This window comes from Ruegeria sp. BC3 (genome assembly GCF_056539265.1).
In genome coordinates this window covers 786668-803729 of sequence record NZ_JBQFUP010000001.1, presented here as the reverse complement: position 1 = coordinate 803729, position 17062 = coordinate 786668, and the positions used below count along the sequence as shown (strand labels likewise).

At 59.0% G+C, this 17062-nt stretch carries 16 protein-coding genes; 8 read left to right on the top strand and 8 right to left on the bottom strand.

What is annotated here, in order from left to right; genetic code table 11:
- Positions 1–87: 87 nt before the first annotated feature.
- Both ilvN and ACR0MV_RS03970 read right to left on the bottom strand, forming a co-directional pair.
- Positions 88–648: an acetolactate synthase small subunit gene (gene ilvN / locus ACR0MV_RS03975; RefSeq protein ID WP_170427893.1), complete on the bottom strand. Its 561-nt coding sequence runs from the start codon at positions 646–648 to the stop codon at positions 88–90.
- A 67-nt stretch (positions 649–715) separates the two neighbouring features.
- On the bottom strand, positions 716–2467 hold the full coding sequence (locus ACR0MV_RS03970) for an acetolactate synthase 3 large subunit (RefSeq protein ID WP_170427877.1): 1752 nt from the start codon (positions 2465–2467) through the stop codon (positions 716–718).
- Positions 2468–2894: 427 nt separating this feature from the next.
- Here ACR0MV_RS03970 and ACR0MV_RS03965 point away from each other — a divergent pair, with 427 nt between their 5' ends.
- Complete coding sequence (locus ACR0MV_RS03965; RefSeq protein ID WP_480701050.1) at positions 2895–3740, top strand: HalD/BesD family halogenase; 846 nt, start codon at positions 2895–2897, stop codon at positions 3738–3740.
- A gap of 48 nt (positions 3741–3788) precedes the next feature.
- Positions 3789–4169 (top strand): bleomycin resistance protein, encoded by a 381-nt coding sequence (locus tag ACR0MV_RS03960; protein WP_480701049.1) that lies wholly within the window; start codon positions 3789–3791, stop codon positions 4167–4169.
- Between the two features lie 88 nt (positions 4170–4257).
- Here the strand turns inward: ACR0MV_RS03960 and ACR0MV_RS03955 are convergent, their stop codons facing one another.
- Complete coding sequence (locus ACR0MV_RS03955) at positions 4258–4905, bottom strand: response regulator transcription factor (RefSeq protein WP_170468501.1); 648 nt, start codon at positions 4903–4905, stop codon at positions 4258–4260.
- Positions 4902–6335: a cache domain-containing protein gene (locus ACR0MV_RS03950; protein WP_170468499.1), complete on the bottom strand. Its 1434-nt coding sequence runs from the start codon at positions 6333–6335 to the stop codon at positions 4902–4904. Before ACR0MV_RS03950 ends, ACR0MV_RS03955 begins: the two co-directional genes overlap by 4 nt.
- Before the next feature lie 249 nt (positions 6336–6584).
- Between ACR0MV_RS03950 and ACR0MV_RS03945 the strand changes: the two genes are divergently transcribed.
- From ACR0MV_RS03945 to ACR0MV_RS03935, 3 genes are all read left to right on the top strand, one after another.
- Positions 6585–7667 carry a TRAP transporter substrate-binding protein gene (locus ACR0MV_RS03945; protein ID WP_170427861.1) on the top strand — a complete coding sequence of 361 codons (1083 nt, stop codon included), beginning with the start codon at positions 6585–6587 and terminating at the stop codon, positions 7665–7667.
- Positions 7668–7788: 121 nt separating this feature from the next.
- Positions 7789–8715 carry a TRAP transporter small permease subunit gene (locus ACR0MV_RS03940; protein ID WP_480701048.1) on the top strand — a complete coding sequence of 309 codons (927 nt, stop codon included), beginning with the start codon at positions 7789–7791 and terminating at the stop codon, positions 8713–8715.
- 17 nt (positions 8716–8732) lie between these two features.
- Positions 8733–11087 (top strand): TRAP transporter large permease, encoded by a 2355-nt coding sequence (locus ACR0MV_RS03935; RefSeq protein ID WP_480701047.1) that lies wholly within the window; start codon positions 8733–8735, stop codon positions 11085–11087.
- A gap of 137 nt (positions 11088–11224) precedes the next feature.
- On the opposite strand, the gene ACR0MV_RS03930 is transcribed toward ACR0MV_RS03935, so the two are convergent.
- The 4 genes from ACR0MV_RS03930 to ACR0MV_RS03915 form a co-directional block, all read right to left on the bottom strand.
- On the bottom strand, positions 11225–11614 hold the full coding sequence (locus ACR0MV_RS03930; RefSeq protein ID WP_480701046.1) for a VOC family protein: 390 nt from the start codon (positions 11612–11614) through the stop codon (positions 11225–11227).
- A gap of 6 nt (positions 11615–11620) precedes the next feature.
- The gene (locus ACR0MV_RS03925) at positions 11621–12445 is read right to left on the bottom strand and encodes an arginyltransferase (protein WP_480701045.1); all 825 of its coding nucleotides are present in this window, start codon (positions 12443–12445) and stop codon (positions 11621–11623) included.
- Between the two features lie 77 nt (positions 12446–12522).
- Positions 12523–12954, bottom strand: a complete 432-nt coding sequence (locus ACR0MV_RS03920; protein WP_480701044.1) for an RDD family protein — start codon at positions 12952–12954, stop codon at positions 12523–12525.
- Positions 12955–13019: 65 nt separating this feature from the next.
- Complete coding sequence (locus ACR0MV_RS03915; protein ID WP_170427844.1) at positions 13020–13442, bottom strand: DUF2852 domain-containing protein; 423 nt, start codon at positions 13440–13442, stop codon at positions 13020–13022.
- 148 nt (positions 13443–13590) lie between these two features.
- On the opposite strand from ACR0MV_RS03915, the gene ACR0MV_RS03910 reads away from it, so the two are divergent.
- Genes ACR0MV_RS03910 through ACR0MV_RS03900 form a run of 3 tightly spaced genes read left to right on the top strand, consistent with a single transcriptional unit; the run spans position 13591 to position 17025 of the window.
- Positions 13591–13980 carry a DUF4440 domain-containing protein gene (locus ACR0MV_RS03910; RefSeq protein ID WP_475202590.1) on the top strand — a complete coding sequence of 130 codons (390 nt, stop codon included), beginning with the start codon at positions 13591–13593 and terminating at the stop codon, positions 13978–13980.
- A complete protein-coding gene (locus tag ACR0MV_RS03905; RefSeq protein WP_480701043.1) occupies positions 13977–16766 on the top strand; it encodes a bifunctional [glutamine synthetase] adenylyltransferase/[glutamine synthetase]-adenylyl-L-tyrosine phosphorylase in 2790 nt (929 codons plus the stop codon). The genes ACR0MV_RS03910 and ACR0MV_RS03905 overlap by 4 nt, the downstream gene beginning before the upstream one ends.
- Positions 16753–17025: a hypothetical protein gene (locus tag ACR0MV_RS03900; protein ID WP_170468483.1), complete on the top strand. Its 273-nt coding sequence runs from the start codon at positions 16753–16755 to the stop codon at positions 17023–17025. Before ACR0MV_RS03905 ends, ACR0MV_RS03900 begins: the two co-directional genes overlap by 14 nt.
- Positions 17026–17062: the final 37 nt, after the last annotated feature.

Sequence of the window (17062 nt, the reverse complement as noted above, 5' to 3'; positions counted from 1 at the left end):
TATGCTCACTCGCCACAGTGGTTTCTGTAACCGAGCAGTCGCAGAAGGATGCCTCGCCCTTGAAATAGAGGCGAGGCAGTTGTTTTCTTAGTCTCCGCGCAACAGGGCAGCGACGCCCGTGCGCGCAACCTCGACCAAACCCAAGGGGCGCATCAGATCGGCAAAGGCGTCGATCTTGTCGGGGGCACCGGTGATCTCGAAGATGAATGAGTTCAACGTGCTGTCGACAACACTGGCGCGGAAGATATCGGCCAGCCGCAGAGCTTCAACGCGCTTGTCGCCTTCGCCAACGACTTTGATGATGGCCAGTTCGCGCTCGACCGAGGGGCCTTCGACGGTCAGGTCGTGAACTTCATGTACAGGGACGATGCGTCCTAGCTGTGCCTTGATCTGTTCAATCACCTGCGGCGTGCCCTTGGTGACGATTGTGATACGGCTGAGGTGGCCAGTGTGGTCCACCTCGGCCACGGTCAAGCTCTCGATGTTGTAACCACGGCCCGAGAACAACCCGATCACGCGGGCCAGAACACCCGGCTCGTTTTCGACCAGAACCGCAATCGTGTGCTGTTCCTGCACGTCCGAGAAGGTGGGCCGTAGGTTATAGGCGGAATGGCGCGTCGCGCCTTTTTTGATATGTAGGGCAGACATTTATGTCCCTTTCATCATCCTGAGATGGTCGGGCACCATAGCGCCCGACAGCATTCGACGAGTTTTGTTAAACCAGAACCGAGCCTTTGGAATCGATCACGCCCTGTGTTTCGGCCTCACCCAGCAGCATTTCGTTATGCGCCTTGCCCGAGGGGATCATGGGGAAGCAGTTCTCGTGCTTTTCAACCAGACAGTCAAAGATCACGGGGCCGTCGTAGTTGATCATCTCCATGATCGCGTCATCCAGATCGGCCGGGTCAGAGCAGATGATGCCCTTTGCGCCAAACGCCTCGGCGAGTTTGACGAAATCGGGCAGGGCTTCGGACCAGCTGTGCGAGTACCGCTCGCCATGCAGCAGTTCCTGCCACTGGCGGACCATGCCCAGGCGTTCATTGTTCAGGATGAACTGTTTCACCGGCAGACGGTACTGAACGGCGGTGCCCATTTCCTGCATATTCATCAGCCACGACGCTTCACCGGCCACGTTGATGACCAGCGCATCCGGGTGCGCCATTTGCACACCGATGGACGCAGGGAAGCCGTAACCCATGGTGCCCAGACCGCCCGAGGTCATCCAGCGGTTTGGATCTTCGAACCCGAGATACTGCGCCGCCCACATCTGATGCTGACCGACCTCGGTCGTCACATAGCGGTCGTGATTTTTGGTCAGTTCCTCAAGGCGTTGCAGCGCATATTGCGGCTTGATCGACTTTTCGCTGTTGGTGAACGCCAGGCAATTGACCTTGCGCCAGTCATTGATCTGTGCCTGCCATTCGGCAACCGCCGGCGCGTTGGTCTTGCGACCGCGTGCTTTCCAGACCTTCAGGATGTCTTCCAGAACATGGGCCACGTCGCCGACAATCGGGATGTCAACGCGGATCACCTTGTTGATCGAAGACGGATCAATGTCGATGTGCGCTTTCTTGGAATTCGGCGAGAACGCGTCAATCCGGCCAGTGATCCGGTCGTCAAACCGCGCGCCGATGTTGATCATCAGATCACAGTCATGCATCGCCAGGTTGGCCTCGTAGAGACCATGCATCCCCAGCATACCCAGCCAGTTCTTGCCGGACGCCGGATAAGCACCCAGCCCCATCAGGGTCGAGGTGATCGGGAAACCGGTCGAATCCACCAATTCACGCAGCAACTGGCTGGCCGCCGGGCCAGAGTTGATGACGCCGCCGCCGGTATAGAAAACCGGCTTTCTGGCGGTTTCGATTGCCGCAACCAGTTCGGTGATCTCTTCCAGATCGCCTTTTACAACCGGCTGATAGTGCGAGGTCGACGGCTTGGGCGCGTTGTATTCGCCCGAGGCAAACTGAACATCTTTCGGTATGTCGATCAGCACCGGACCGGGGCGGCCCGAGGTGGCGACGTGAAAGGCCTCGTGCATGGTCTCGGCCAGCGAGTCCGTGTCCTTCACCAGCCAGTTGTGCTTTGTGCAGGGGCGCGTGATGCCAACGGTGTCGGCCTCTTGGAAGGCATCCGAACCGATCATGAAGGTCGGAACCTGACCGGTCAGAACAACAATCGGGATCGAGTCCAAAAGCGCGTCCGTCAGGCCTGTTACCGCGTTGGTCGCGCCGGGACCGGATGTCACCAGGGCAACGCCGGGTTTGCCGGTCGAGCGGGCATACCCTTCGGCCGCGTGAACCGCGCCCTGTTCGTGCCGCACCAGAATGTGGCGAATGTCGTTTTGCAGAAAAATCTCATCATAGATCGGTAGCACAGCGCCGCCGGGGTATCCGAATACCGTGTCCACGCCCTGATCCTTGAGGGCCTGAACCACCATCTTTGCGCCGGTCATCTCACGTGTCATCTGCTTTGCTCCGTTCGCGACATGTGTGTCTTGCGTTTTGCCAAAAAAAAGCCCCCGAGTTTTTTCGGAGGCGCATGGGTTCGATTATGGTTTACCGTTACCGGCCCATGCGCGTGTTTCCTACGATTACGACTAGCGTTCTCATCGCCAGAGGCTCCTTCTTTGCGTGGTGGGGACATTATGACCGGCGGAAAGGGGCGTCAACAGGCAATTGCACCAATTTTCTAACCCGAGGGGTGAATTTTGCGACATTTTATTGCGCAGATTGACGCATGTGGGGAACAAATGGGAAATACGGCTCTTTCTCACTGCCGATTGCCGCTACCGGGGCGGTCAAAAAGCGGCATGGCGATGTCCGAAACAAGCATGATGCAGGCATCCGACTGCGGCAGGCTGAACTTGACCGAACAGGTGAGGGAGGCCGAGGATGATCCACGATCTGGTTGATCTGGGACAGTATCCAATCGATTGCCCGGGCTCACGCGCGTACGATCAGTTGATCGCTGATCTGCGTCGAGAGCTGGAGAAGGACGGCTGTGCTGTCCTGCCCGGATTTGTTCATGCCGACGGTCTGACCCAGCTTTTGGCCGAGGCGGACGCGGTGGCGGGGCACGCGCACCGATCGTTCAACCGGACCAATGCCTATTTCACGCAGGACGATCCCGAGTTGGATCGGAACCACCCAGTGCGACGGTTCTTTGACAGGTCGAACGCCTTTGTTCCGGCAGACAACTTTCCGAAGTCCGGTCCACTGCGGCGGATCTATGAATTCGAGGGGTTCTTGCCGTTTATTCGCGCCGCATTGGACGAACCGGTAGATCGCTTCTTTCGTTATGATGACCCGCTGGCGGATGTGATCATCAACATGGTTGAAGATGGGCAGGGCTTTCCCTGGCACTTTGACACTAACAATTACACCGTGACGCTGGCCATCCAGAATGGCGATGAGGGCGGGGCCTTTGAATATGTCCCGAACCTGCGCAGTAGCGAGGATGAGAGTTTTGCCTCGGTCGCCTCGGTGCTCGATGGAAACCGGGCGCGGGTTCGGACGTTAGAGTTGCAGCCGGGAGATTTGCAGATCTTCAAGGGTCGCTATTCGTTGCACCGCGTTGCCCCGGTCAAAGGTGCGCGCCGACGGTATGTGGGTATCTTCTCTTTTGTCGAGGCCGAAGGGATGTGTGGCGGGGTCGAGCGGACAAAGCAACTCTATGGGCGGGTTTTGCGACACCACCACGCCCGCGCGGGCCTGCGCAAGGATCAGTTGTTGGATTGAGCGGTTTCAGAGTAGGACTGGAGTCACGGTCCGACATCGGAGGGTCTAATGCCGGAACTTCTGCAACTCACCCCATTTGTCTTGTGTTCGTCATTGCAGAAACAGATTGATTTCTATTGCGAACGGTTGGGATTTACCTGCGGATTCAGGCAGGACAATTACGCCTTTCTGAAACGCGGAAAGGTTGCCATCCGTTTGCTGGAATGCCCGCCGCGCGAGGATGGGCGACCCCTAGGAGACGACCAGTCGTTCTATGTTGACGTGGACGGGATTGATGACCTTTTCGACACCATGAAAGCCGGGCTGACCGACTTGCCGGAAGGACGCGTGCGCCCGCCTTTTGATCAGCCCTACATGCAGCGCGAGTTTCATGTGTTGGACGAAGACGGGACGCTGGTGTTTTTTGGCGAGGATATCCGGCCCAGATAACAGGGCCTCCCGCCCATCGTTGACGCGCCTGCGGCGCATCTCCTCTGGTTGGGCCCGGCAGCGCGTACCGCGCTGCGGTTGCGCGAGGTCAGAAGCCGGGGCTTGTGCCCTGCAATACGCCATGTTCCAGTGCATAGCGGGTCAGGCCGGCGGTGGAGGAAATACCGAGCTTGCGCTTTATGTTCTTGCGGTGGGTTTCCACAGTCCGGACAGAGATATCCAGCGCTGCGGCGACCTCTTTGTTGGATTTGCCCTGCGCCAGTTCCAGCAGGATTGTCTGTTCGCGCCCAGTCAGCGCCTCGCGGGCGCTGTCGCCTTTGGGCTGCAGTGATCCGCTGGCTCCGGTGCATAGGTATTGCTCTCCGCGCATCACGGCGTCGATGGCCTGTTTTATCTCGTCCGTGGGGACGTCCTTGAGCACATATCCCTTTGCCCCGTGGCTTAGCGCGGTCGAGATGTATTCCGGGCTGTCATGCATGGACAGGATCAGAATGCGTGTCTGGGGCAGGCGTTCTAGAATGATCTCGGTGGCACTGAGCCCCCCGAGACCGGGCATGTTCAGATCCATCAGGATCACATCAGGCATCAACTCGGTTGCCTGATCGACGGCCTCTTGCCCGCTGCCTAGGGTTCCGACCACCGAGATCTCATCATAACTCTCAAGGATCGACTGGATCCCTTCGGCAACCATCGGATGGTCGTCTACGATAAGTACCCGGATCGTCTGATCGCTCATGTACCGGCCTTTCGGTTCAGAGTTGCGTCTTCCTGTGGTGGCAGCAAGTGGCTGAGGGGCAGGCTGACCTCGATCACTGTGCCGCTGCGTGGGGCGCGTGATGACAGAATGCGCAACGATCCGTCAAGTTGTTCGATGCGTTCCTGCATGTTGCGCAGGCCAATCCCGGGGTTTGCGGGATCAGGTGTCGGGCGCAAGCCGCGACCATTGTCGGTGATCCGCATCGTCGCGCCCTTCTTATGGCCGCGCAGGTCGATTGTAACACGGGTCGCGCCGGAGTGACGTTCAATATTGGTCAAAGCCTCTTGAGCAATACGGTAGAGGGCGATCTTGCTGTCCTGATCCAACCGGTTGCGGAATACGACGGTTGAAAACTCGGTCTCGATTCCGGTGCGTTCGCAGAAATCGTCGGTCAGGGCCTTTAGGGCAGGGCCGAGGCCCAGATCGTCCAGCACGCCGGGTCGCAGATCGCGGCTGATGCGGCGCACCTCGGTGATAGCGGTGCCAAGCGTATCGATCCCTTTATCCAGCGGCGCACGCGCGCCCTCATCATCTCCGCGCGACAGGCGACGTCGCGCATTGTCGAGGGTATAGCGCACCCCGACCAGAATCTGGCTGATCCCGTCGTGAAGCTCGCGGGCCACGCGGCCACGCTCTTCTTCCTGCGCGTCGAAAACGCGCTGCGTCAGTTCCTTGAGCTTGGCGTCTGCCAAACGCCGTTCGCGGACGTTCAGCAACATGCCGGAGGTAAAAACCACCAGCACCGCCGCCAGAACAATCCCGCCGATGTAAGAGAATGTTCGTTGCACGCGTGCCTCAACCTCGGCCCGTGCGGTGGCGACTGTGGCGACGATGTCGTCTATGAACACTCCGGTTCCGACGACCCAGCGCCAGTCCTGCAGGCCGACCACATAGGCGATCATCTGTGCCTCTTCACCGGTCGAGGGCTTTTGCCACATGAAACTGTGCCACCCGGCACCCTGACGGGCGAGGCTGATGAATTCATCCACGACAGGGGTGCCGTCGCTGTCGGTCAGACCCTCCCAGTTGCGGTTGATAAATTCGGTCTGACGCGGGCTGACGAGGTTGTTGCCGTCGTAGTCATAAACGAAAAAGAAGCCGTCCTTGCCGTAGATCATCGCCGACAAGATTTGCGTCACAAGGTTCTGGGCGATTTCGTCATCTGGCGACGCACGCCCATAGATGTAGGCAAATCCGTTGCGCGCCTGGGTGACGTAGTTCTTCAGCTCTTCCTTCTTGGCCTCGATCAGACGACGTTCCAGCGCCTGGATTTCGCGTTCGGCCGTAGCTCGGGACTCCTGCGCGACAAAAAACGCAATCGCGGCCACGGCCACAACCAGCGGAATCGCGGCGACAAGCGACAGTTTCTGCCCATAGGTCAGCGAGATCAGATTACGGAATCCCCTCATAGCCGAATCGATACGCAAGCGGACGGGAAAATGCAAAATTTTTGGGTGAACCGGCGTGGATTCAGGGCGGAAGGCGCAGTTTTTCTTTGACTTTGCTGCTGTTTGACTGGCCGAAACGCCAAAAAACGCGGTCGCCTACGTAGTAGTAGGTATTCACATTCACATCTCTGTCATTAGGCTGACGCGCACTGAAAACGACTGCGCCCGGCATTCGCCCGGGCTTTGAATATGTAGGGGAGGAACACTCATATGGATCGTCGTTCATTTTTGAAAACATCTGCTCTGGGCGGCTCGGCAGCTGCGGCCACCACGCTGGCGGCACCGGCTTACGCGCAGGGCAAGCGCACGCTGACCATGGTTACATCCTGGGGTCGCGGCCTGGCAGGTGTTTTCGACAGCGCGCAGCGTTGTGCCGACAGCATCACCACCATGTCGGACGGCAACCTGACCGTTGACATCAAGGCTGCCGGTGAACTGGTTGGCGCGTTCGAAGTCTTTGACGCGGTATCGTCGGGTCAGGCCGACATGTACCACGCGGCAGACTATTACTTTGTTGGTCAGCACCCGGGCTATGCCTTCTTCACCGCTGTTCCGTTCGGCATGACCGCGCAGGAACTGGTGAACTGGTACTACCACGACGGCGGTATGGAGCTGCATGACGAGCTGGGTCAAATCTTTGGCCTGAAGTCGTTCCTGGCCGGTAACACCGGTGCGCAGGCAGGTGGCTGGTACTCGAAAGAGATCAACGGCCCCGAAGACTTCCAGGGTCTGAAGTTCCGTATGCCGGGCCTAGGCGGTCAGGCACTGGGTAAACTGGGCGCATCCGTTCAGAACATCCCGGGTTCGGAAGTGTATCAGGCGCTGTCCTCGGGTGCGATCGACGGCACCGAGTGGATCGGCCCCTGGGCGGACGAAAAGGCCGGTTTCCAGGAAATCACCAAGACCTACTACACCGCGGGCTTCCACGAGCCGGGCGCAGGTCTGTCGCTGGCGACCAACCGCGAAGTCTTTGAGAGCCTGACACCTGCTCAGCAGAAGATCATCGAGATCGCCGCAGCCGAAGCGCACCAGTGGAACCTGGCGCAATTCCTGGCCAACAACGGTGCAGCCCTGCAGCGTTTGCAGTCGGGTGGCGTTAAGGTCATGGAATTCCCGGACAGCGTCTGGGATGCCTTTGGTCAGGCCAGCCAAGAAGTTCTGGACGAAAACATGGGCGACGAGCTGTTCAAGAAAATCCACGACAGCGCAATGTCGTCGATGGCCGCGTCGTCGGCATGGAACAACCTGTCGTCGGGTGTCTACACCTCGCAGCGTGACCGCGTCCGCGGGTAAACGTTTTCCAAACGTTCAAATGGTTTCCCCGTCAAGGCGGGGAAACCTTTCGCTGTTGCGTATGCGCGGATCCATCAAACCGCTATAATCAGCAGTGCAACTGATACGACCTGGGGACAACATGCAGGACGAAAACGGTATCTCGTTCTTCGGCGCCCTGTGGAATGGACTTGTCTGGTTCATTCAGAACATTGCCGAAGCCTTCTATAATTTCGGGTATGCGATCACGCATCCGCAGCTCTGGCTGAACTGGTCGGACAAAGAAGCCATCATGCGCTTTGTCTACTATGGTGGCTCGGTCGAGTTCTTCTTTGTGGTCTTCGCCATCTTTTTGGTTGTGACGGCTATCGGGCTCTATTACCGGAACTTCATGTGGGGTGTCGTGCGTGGTCTCGAAGGCTTTGCCAATACCACAGGTCGGTTCTTTGCCTGGGCCGGTCTTTTGATGGTGATCCAGCAGATCGTCATCGTGTTCATGCAGCGCGTCTTTACTCGCCCCGATATGTCCTTTGGATTGGGCATCCCGTTTCAGATGGACATCAGCTGGTTCGCCGAAGAGCTAAAGCTGTACAACGCCATGGTCGTCTGCCTTTGCTGTACCTACACATTCGTGCAGGGTGGGCATGTGCGCGTTGACCTGATCTATGCAGGCATCAGCCACCGGGCCAAGCGCGTGGTCGATATGCTGGGGGCGTTGTTGTTCATGATGCCAATGGCGGTGCTGACATGGATGTATGGTTGGTACTTCATGTGGCGTCACCTGATCGTGCCGAAACCCTCGGCCAGTGACACGCTGGATCGTCTGGTTATGAAGTCCCGCGCCCTGCGCTGGAACGTCGAAACCATCGGGTTCAGCCCCAACGGATTCAACGCCTACTTCCTGTTCAAGATCTTGCTGGTGGCCTTTGCGGGCATGGTGTTCCTGCATGCCATCGCGTTCTTGTACCGCTCGTACCTTGAATATGTCGAAGGGCCGGACAGCGTTGGAAAATACCTCGACAAGGATAGCCTTGGCGAAGGTGAAGAAGCCTACGAAGGCGCACATTAGGGACGGGGACCCAGACTATGTTATTCGGACTTGATGGCGTCGAGATAGGCCTCATTATCGTATTCTTCTGCCTTTTCGGAGGTATCCTATCCGGGTTTCCGGTGGCCTTTGCCATCGGCGGGGCAGGGATTATCTCCTTCGGGATCATCGCGGCGCTGGATAGCGCCGGGTTGTTGATCCATCAGGCGATTGATACCAGTTCCCAAGCGTATAGGGATCTGGTGAATTCCGGGGTCAAACCCGAAACGGTGTCGGTGTTCCGCTTCCCCGATTTGCCAAGGATAGCCGAGCCGGTCTTTGTGCAAGGCTGGGAAACCGCGCTGGACCGCAACGTTTCGTTCATCGTTAACCGTATGAACGAGCGTGTTCTGGCCGGTCAATCCATCGAAACCCTGCTGGCGGTTCTGATGTTCGTTCTGATGGGCATCACGCTCGAGCGGTCCAAGATCGCCAACGACCTGCTGACCACAATGGCGCGCGTCTTCGGCCCGCTGCCGGGTGGCTTGGCTGTGTCGATCGTGGTTGTGGGTGCATTCCTTGCTGCCTCAACCGGTATCGTCGGCGCGACCGTTGTGACCATGGGTCTGTTGGCGTTGCCGACGATGTTGCGAAACAACTATTCGCCTGAACTGGCGACAGGGGTGATCGCGGCCTCGGGGACGTTGGGGCAGATCATTCCGCCCTCCATCGTGATCGTTCTGTTGGGGACACTCGCGGGCGACCTATATTCCACCGCTCAGGAAACCCGTGCACAGGATGCCGGGTGTACTGATGCCCTCACCTATCTGGGTGAGCCTGCGGTGGTCTCGGTCGGGACGCTGTTCCAGGCGGCGTTGCTGCCGGGGATCATGCTGGCCTTGCTCTATGCGCTATATGCGTTTGGGTATGCGCTGCTGAACCCGGAAAAAGCACCGGCGGTTGAGATCGCAGGCGGTAGCGGTGAGCCGATCACACGCGGCGAAGGCCTGACGTGGTTGCTGGGTGCACCTGTTGCTCTGATCGTGGGCGCGGTGATGCTGGGCAGTGTTGGGGTTATTGGTAGCCAAAACATCAACGTGTCGGCATTCTCGGACGTCGGTGAAGGCGCGTCTCTGCGCACAAACGTGTCCGCAGAATGTAAGGCCTCGATGATCGAGCTGCACGGGCAAACAGCCTGGGATCAGGCGGTTGCCGAGCAGGAAGCGATTGACGCAGCAGGCGGTGTCGCAAATGCCGAACGGCTGAGCGAAGAAGAACTGACCGCCGCGCGCGACGCCAAGATCGCCGCCGCTGCACCGATTGGCACCGGCGTCGCGGTTATGGTTGTTCTGCTGGGGCTGACGCTTGTCATGGCGCGCGGCATTACACCGTCCAAGCCGACACAGCCGCTGATAGTTGGGGCCATTGGTCTGCTGTTGATGTTGCTCGTCGATGTACTGCTCATTGCGCCGACAACGTCTTCGGGTTTGACCTTCGTTCTGCTGGCGGTGCCGTTTGCGTTGGCAATGTACGGCTGCAAAGAGGCTGCGGCGCGCTGTGCCACGAACGATCTGATCCGGGTGGTGTTCCCACCGCTGGTTCTGATCATCGCGGTGCTGGGTTCGATCCTAGGTGGCGTCACCAACCCGACACCGGCGGCCGCGCTGGGTGCGGGTGGCGCGATCATGCTGGCCGCCTATCGCAAGCTGCAAGACCAGGGGCGTTCTGGCAAAGTGATCATCTGGGCGACCTTCGCCGTGATCATCGCGTTGTTGATGGGCGTCAACTTTGACCTGCGTATCAATCAGGGCAGTGTCAGCTTTGAGACCTGGGTTGCCTTCATTGTTGCTTATGGTGCCTATTTGTTCGCCTTGTTCGGGCTGATTTATGGGTGCTGGGTCCTGTTCTCCAGTGGCGTTCTGACGCCGGTGGTGCGCGAGACGGCCAAGGTGACCTCGATGGTGTTCACCATCCTGATCGGGTCGCAGCTGTTGAACCTGGTTGTGATCTCGTTTGGTGGTGAGCACTATATCCAGCAATTCCTGCGCAGTTTTGACAACGAGTTCACGGTCTTCCTGATCGTGATGCTGGTCCTGTTCATTCTGGGCTTTGTGCTGGATTTCCTCGAGATCATCTACATCGTGATCCCCATTGTGGGACCGGTGATCTATGGCGGGTCGTTCGATCCGAAATGGGTAACGATCATGGTGGCGGTGAACCTGCAGACATCGTTCCTGACGCCTCCGTTCGGGTTTGCGTTGTTCTATCTCAGGGGCGTTGCGCCCAAAGAGGTGACAACGGGTCATATCTACCGAGGGATCATTCCTTTTGTGATCATCCAAGTGGTTGGGATTGCGATCCTGTGGTTCTTCCCGACGATTGTCACCATCGTTCCGGATTTGATCCCGAACTGATCTTGGTTCAATTATCAAAATGAAAAGGGGGCCTTCGGGGCCCCCTTTGCTTTCACAGTTGGAAAAAGGGGCGCTGCCCCTTCTTGGCCTGTGGCCAATTCATCCCCGAGGTATTTTTTGGCCAGATGAAGTGCGGATCAGGCGAACTGGATCAGGTCCCAGCGATTGCCGAACGGGTCGCGCCAGACGGCGACTGTGCCATAGGGCTCGTGACGGGGGTCTTCTTCGAAATGGACGCCAGCGGCTGTCATCGCGCTGTGGTCGCGGTCGAAGTCGTCGGTTTGCAGAAAGAAACCCACGCGGCCGCCGGTTTGATTTCCGATGGCAGCAGATTGTTCGGGGCCGTCGGCTTTGGCCAGCAAAAGCGAGGCGTCGCCCGAACCCGGAGGTGCGACCCGGACCCAGCGCTTTCCGTCGCCAAGGTCGACGTCCTGCAGGAGGGTGAAGCTGAGCGTTTTGGTGTAAAACGCGATCGCGTCATCGTAGTCCGGCACCACGAGGGTGACGGCAAACAAGCTCTGGTTCATGATATGTCAGCCTTTGGTGGGGTGGCGGTCCGGCAGTTGAATGCTGGCGACCTGTTCCGCGATGGGGGCGGTCGAGAGTGGGTGGTGGCTGGAGTCTGTCAGATCGGACGGGTTGTTCACCCGGATCCATTCACCCTGGTAGTAGGCCTCTAGCCCGGAGAAGCGGGCCTTGTAGCCCATCTTCGGGCTGCCCGGCACCCAGTAGCCGAGATAGACATAGGGCAGTCCGGCCTCGCGCGCGATGTCGATGTGGTCGAGGATCATATACGTTCCCAGCGAGTTTTGGGGCTGCTGGGGGTCGTAGAAAGAATAGACCATGCTGAGCCCATCATCGAGAACGTCCGTGAGGCTGACGCCGATCAGGCTTCCGGTCTCGGGGTCGGCATATTCCACGACACGGCTGCGGATCGGGGTTTCCTCAATCATCGCTGCGAATTCAAAGACGTCCATATCGGCCATACCGCCGTCTGCGTGGCGGGTGTCCAGGTACCGGCGGAACAGTTCGTACTGTTCATCCGTCGCCCAGGGCGAGTTCGCCCGGCGCTGAAGGTAAGAATTGCGCTTTGCCGCGCGTTTCTGGCTTTTGCTGGGACGAAAGGCCGAGACATCGATGCGGGCCGACAGGCAGGCCGCGCAATCCGAGCAGGACGGGCGATAGAGAACGTTTTGGGATCGGCGGAACCCTTGCTGTGACAACGAGTTGTTCAGCTGGTCCGCACCTTCCCCCTGAAGGGCAGTGAACAACTTACGCTCCATCCGGCCCTCAAGATAAGGGCAAGGCTGTGGTGCCGTCACATAGAACTGTGGCGCGATTGGCAGCGTGTGTCGCATGAATGTCTCGTGTCTCCTAGGACCGGATGATAGCAACCGATCCCGAAACCGCCAAGTGATTCACGCTGTTGAATTTTTTACGCGCGATGGTTGATCATGACCGTTCCAAGGAACGCGTCGGTAAGGCCCTGGCCGCGTGCGCTGGTCAGCATCATGATGACCGAGATCACTTGAATGACGGGGAAGGCCATGGAGACAAAGTATCCCGCCGTGTGGGCCACTGCTTTGCCGAAATCCATCCGCGATCCGAATGCGTCGCGCAGTTCGATCCCCATAAACCGCATGCCCAAGGTGGCCGAACCGCTTGTGATGGTCACAACGCGATAGACAAAACTGACCACGGCATAGATCAGGGCCAGGACAAAAAAGCCCAGACCAAAGGTCAACAGGATGGTGACTGTACACAGCAACGAGATAAAAGCGATGTCAAACAACCAGGCAATAAACCGTTTGGTTGCGACGGACTGATAGAACTCAGGCTGTCTGTCTGGGTCGGGCAGGTGGGTCATTCGGTGCTTTCCGGGTGAGAATTTTGGACACCCTGTCCCGAAATGCGGGACAGGGCAAGGATGGCTTAGGCGCGTTCGCCGTTTTCGGGCTCATCATGGTTTTCACGGGCGCGTTCATCCATGAACTGGTCGAACTCGGCCTTGTCCTTGGCGTCGCGCAGGCGGCGCAGGAAGGCCTCAAAGTCCTGTTGCTCGCGCTCCAGGCGGGCCAGCGTGTCGGCCTTGTATGCGTCAAAGGCGCTGTTGCCCGAGGGTTTCATCGCGCTCATGTGGCTATGCCAGGATTTGCGGCGGCTGCAGGATTTGCTGAACATGCGTTTGCTCCAGATCATATAGGCCAGAAGAGCCAGGCCGACGGGCCAGAAGAAGATGAAACCAAGGACCATGGCGGCGATCCAGGCCCCTTTGCCCTTGTCATCCATCCAGGCTTCGGCACGGTAGAGCCACCCCGGATTTTCAGGGACGGCGTGGTCGGACAATGCGGTCATTTGGGTTCTCCGGGTTAGATGTAAATTGCGTTCACATTGTCTAGATGGGAGCTGAAACCGGGGTTGCAAGGGGTCAATGTGAAAATGATTTACATTTTGTGTTTTTTGGGGCGTTGACCTTGCTCTGGAACAGGCGCACTTTCCGCCTATGCAACATGTTGAAAATACGTCCCCTCCGACGATTGATGAGATTTTGAGCCTCGAAAAACAGGTTTGGGCAGCACTTGTAGACGGCAACGCCGCCGCTGATCGCGCCTTGCTAAGTGCGGATTTTCTGGGGGTGTACCCGACCGGGTTTGCCAACCGGGATGACCATGTGGGGCAGTTCGCCGACGCCCCGACTATGTCCGACTATAAGCTCAGCGAAACGCGCTTGCGGGTGCTGACCCCGGACGTCGTTCTTTTGACGTATCGCGCTGATTACCAGCGCCCAGGTGCCGAGGGTTGGGACGCGATGTTGATTTCGTCCCTTTGGGAACGGCGGCATGATGTATGGGTGAACAGTTTCAGTCAGGATACCCCGGTGGAGAGTTCATGAGCGGCCCTCTGTCCATTCAGCGGCTGCCGCGAGCATTTGACGTATCTTTGGGTAACGAAGCGCGTGCTGCAGTTGGTGGGATAACCGCCGAGCAAGGTGAGTTGATTGCCGGAACAGCCGGGTCGAGCCCGTATCTGAAAGGTCTGATCGACCGCGAAAAGGATTGGTTGGCCGAAGCCCTGCAGCAGCCCGATGATGCGTTGGCTGCTGTTATGCAGGCCGCCCGAGCGTTGCCGGCGGATCAATTGAAGCCAGGCTTGCGGGTGGCCAAGCGACGCATGGCGTTGCTGACCGCGCTTGCTGATCTGGCTGGTGCGTGGCCTTTGGAAAAGGTGACGGCTGCGCTGACCGATTTTGGCGCCCTAGCCGCAGATGTCGCAGCCAAGGCCGAAATCGCCACTCTGATCCGGCGTGGAAAACTGCCGGGGAAGGGGCCGGAGGATGTCGAGACGGCCGCCGGGATGATCATCCTGGCCATGGGCAAAATGGGCGCGCATGAGCTGAACTACAGCTCGGATATCGACCTGATTGTCTTGTTCGATGAGACGCGCTTTGATCCGGATGATTTTTACGATGCGCGGCACGGCATGGTGCGGGCGACACGCAATTTCTGCGCCACGCTCAGCGACAAGACGGCGGACGGGTACGTGTTCCGCACCGATCTGCGCTTGCGTCCTGATCCGGCGGTGACGCCTGTGTGCATGGCGGCAGAGGCGGCCGAGCGGTACTATGAAAGCCTGGGCCGCACCTGGGAACGTGCTGCCTATATCAAAGCGCGTCCCTGCGCCGGCGATCTGGCCGCCGGGCAGCGTTTTCTGGATACGTTGCGCCCCTTTGTCTGGCGGCGGCATCTGGATTTCGCGGCCATCCAGGACGCCCACGACATGCGCCTGCGTATTCGCGAGAACAAGGGAACCGGCGGGGCGCTAACCATTCCGGGCCACGACATGAAACTGGGGCAGGGCGGTATTCGTGAGATCGAGTTCTTTACCCAGACCCGTCAATTGATTGCAGGCGGCCGCGACTCCGATCTGCGTGTGCGTGGCACGGTGCCGGGATTGGCGGCGCTGGCGGAAAAGGGGTGGGTGCCGGAGGACGTCGCCGAAAAGCTGACGGATCATTACCGCGCCCATCGCGAGGTCGAGCACCGCATACAGATGGTTCATGACGCCCAGACCCACAAGGTGCCGCAATCGCCAGATGGGATTGAACGCGTCGCCTGCCTGATGGGCATCGACGCGACCCAATTGACCGACGACCTGACCCGCCGCCTGACAGAAGTTCACGAACTGACCGAGGGCTTTTTCGCCCCCGGTGCATCGGCTCCGGCGGGGGTTCCAGCAGTGGAATTCGACCAGAAGGTTATGGCCCGCTGGACGACATACCCCGCTTTGCGCTCGCAGCGTGGCGCGCGGATTTTCGAACGCCTCAAGCCGGAATTGCTGTCGCGCCTTGCCAAAACCGCCCAACCGGATGAGGCGCTGCGCGCGTTGGATGGCTTTCTGTCGGGCTTGCCCGCAGGCGTGCAGCTGTTTTCTTTGTTCGAGGCCAACCCCCATCTGATCGACCTGCTGATCGACATCGTCGGCACGTCTCATGCTCTGGCCGCGCATCTGTCGCGCAATGCCTCGGTTTTCGACGCGGTTATCGGCGGTAGCTTCTTCTCGGATTGGCCGGGGCAAGCCGCATTGCAGGCGGATCTGGATGAGGCGCTGTCGCAGGAAACCGACTACGAAAGCCAGTTGGACCTGGCCCGCCGCTGGTGCAAAGAATGGCATTTCCGCATCGGGGTCCACCACCTGCGCGGCCTGATCAACGGTGAGCAGGCCGGGCAGCAATATGCGGAACTGGCCAGCGCGGTGATTGCCGCCATCCTGCCGCGTGTGTCTGACCAGTTCGCCCTGAAACACGGTCCTGCGCCCGGGCGCGGGGCCACTGTGCTGGGCATGGGGTCACTTGGAGCCGGGCGGATCAACTCGCAATCCGATCTGGATATGATCGTGATCTACGACCCATTGGATCAGGAGATGTCGGACGGACCGCGCCCTCTGGCCACGCGCACTTACTACGCGCGCTTCACGCAGGCGCTGATCACGGCATTGTCCGCACCCATGTCGCAAGGGCGGCTCTACGAGGTCGATATGCGCCTGCGCCCCTCTGGCAATCAGGGGCCCGTAGCAACCAGTTGGGCCAGCTTTACCAACTATCAGCAAAACGAGGCCTGGGTGTGGGAGCATCTTGCCCTGACGCGGGCCCGCGTGGTTGCGGGCGAAGCCAGTCTGGCCGCTGATATTGAGGCATTCCGTGCCGATTTTCTGTCTCAGCCACGGGACCATCACAAAGTGCTGCGCGAAGTTGCTGAGATGCGGGCGCGTCTTGCAGCCGCCAAGTCTCCGGCCGGGATTTGGGACGCCAAGAACGGTGCGGGGCGAATGATGGATATCGAATTGATGGCGGAAACCGGGGCTCTGCTATCTGGTGGTCCGCAGCGCGACGTGCATTCCGGTCTGGCCGGTGCCGTCGCTGCCGGGTTGCTGGACGTCGCGCAGGCACAAACTCTTAAGGAGTGTTATGACCTATGCTGGTCCGTGCAATGCGCCGCGCGCCTGTTGTCCGGGAAGGTTATCGAAGCCGACAAGATCGGCGAGGGTGGATCGGCCTTCCTGTGTCGTGCAACAGGCTTTGAACAGGTCGGACAACTGCAGGGCGCGTTGCAGGAAAGTTACGACACTGCTGCCCAGATCATCGGCAGCGTGATCAAGGGGGAAGACGATGGCGCAGAGTAAAGACCCAAACGATCACAAGGGGTTGATCCGCGAAGCTTACCGGATCGAGGGGATCACTCTGCCCGAGTGCCGCAGTATCTTTCTGGATTGGGCGCTGAGCCTGCCGCCCGAACGGGATCAGGCGCAGGCATTGATTGACTTGCACGCCGCTTATTCTCAGCAAGAGGCAGATCATCCGATGACCCAAGTACTGGCTGAAGGGCTGCAATCCGCCAAAGCACCCAAACGCCGGGGCGGTTGGCGCTCGCGCGATCGCTAGGGCTTTTCCCTCGGGGCGTTCGCGACTATGAGGGCGT

Excerpts from the sequence above, each read along its gene's own strand:
- ilvN (WP_170427893.1), bottom strand. The coding sequence starts at position 648 with ATGTCTGCCCTACATATCAAAAAAGGCGCGACGCGCCATTCCGCCTAT.
- ACR0MV_RS03970 (WP_170427877.1), bottom strand. The coding sequence starts at position 2,467 with ATGACACGTGAGATGACCGGCGCAAAGATGGTGGTTCAGGCCCTCAAG.
- ACR0MV_RS03965 (WP_480701050.1), top strand. The coding sequence starts at position 2,895 with ATGATCCACGATCTGGTTGATCTGGGACAGTATCCAATCGATTGCCCG.
- ACR0MV_RS03960 (WP_480701049.1), top strand. The coding sequence starts at position 3,789 with ATGCCGGAACTTCTGCAACTCACCCCATTTGTCTTGTGTTCGTCATTG.
- ACR0MV_RS03955 (WP_170468501.1), bottom strand. The coding sequence starts at position 4,905 with ATGAGCGATCAGACGATCCGGGTACTTATCGTAGACGACCATCCGATG.
- ACR0MV_RS03950 (WP_170468499.1), bottom strand. The coding sequence starts at position 6,335 with ATGAGGGGATTCCGTAATCTGATCTCGCTGACCTATGGGCAGAAACTG.
- ACR0MV_RS03945 (WP_170427861.1), top strand. The coding sequence starts at position 6,585 with ATGGATCGTCGTTCATTTTTGAAAACATCTGCTCTGGGCGGCTCGGCA.
- ACR0MV_RS03940 (WP_480701048.1), top strand. The coding sequence starts at position 7,789 with ATGCAGGACGAAAACGGTATCTCGTTCTTCGGCGCCCTGTGGAATGGA.
- ACR0MV_RS03935 (WP_480701047.1), top strand. The coding sequence starts at position 8,733 with ATGTTATTCGGACTTGATGGCGTCGAGATAGGCCTCATTATCGTATTC.
- ACR0MV_RS03930 (WP_480701046.1), bottom strand. The coding sequence starts at position 11,614 with ATGAACCAGAGCTTGTTTGCCGTCACCCTCGTGGTGCCGGACTACGAT.
- ACR0MV_RS03925 (WP_480701045.1), bottom strand. The coding sequence starts at position 12,445 with ATGCGACACACGCTGCCAATCGCGCCACAGTTCTATGTGACGGCACCA.
- ACR0MV_RS03920 (WP_480701044.1), bottom strand. The coding sequence starts at position 12,954 with ATGACCCACCTGCCCGACCCAGACAGACAGCCTGAGTTCTATCAGTCC.
- ACR0MV_RS03915 (WP_170427844.1), bottom strand. The coding sequence starts at position 13,442 with ATGACCGCATTGTCCGACCACGCCGTCCCTGAAAATCCGGGGTGGCTC.
- ACR0MV_RS03910 (WP_475202590.1), top strand. The coding sequence starts at position 13,591 with ATGCAACATGTTGAAAATACGTCCCCTCCGACGATTGATGAGATTTTG.
- ACR0MV_RS03905 (WP_480701043.1), top strand. The coding sequence starts at position 13,977 with ATGAGCGGCCCTCTGTCCATTCAGCGGCTGCCGCGAGCATTTGACGTA.
- ACR0MV_RS03900 (WP_170468483.1), top strand. The coding sequence starts at position 16,753 with ATGGCGCAGAGTAAAGACCCAAACGATCACAAGGGGTTGATCCGCGAA.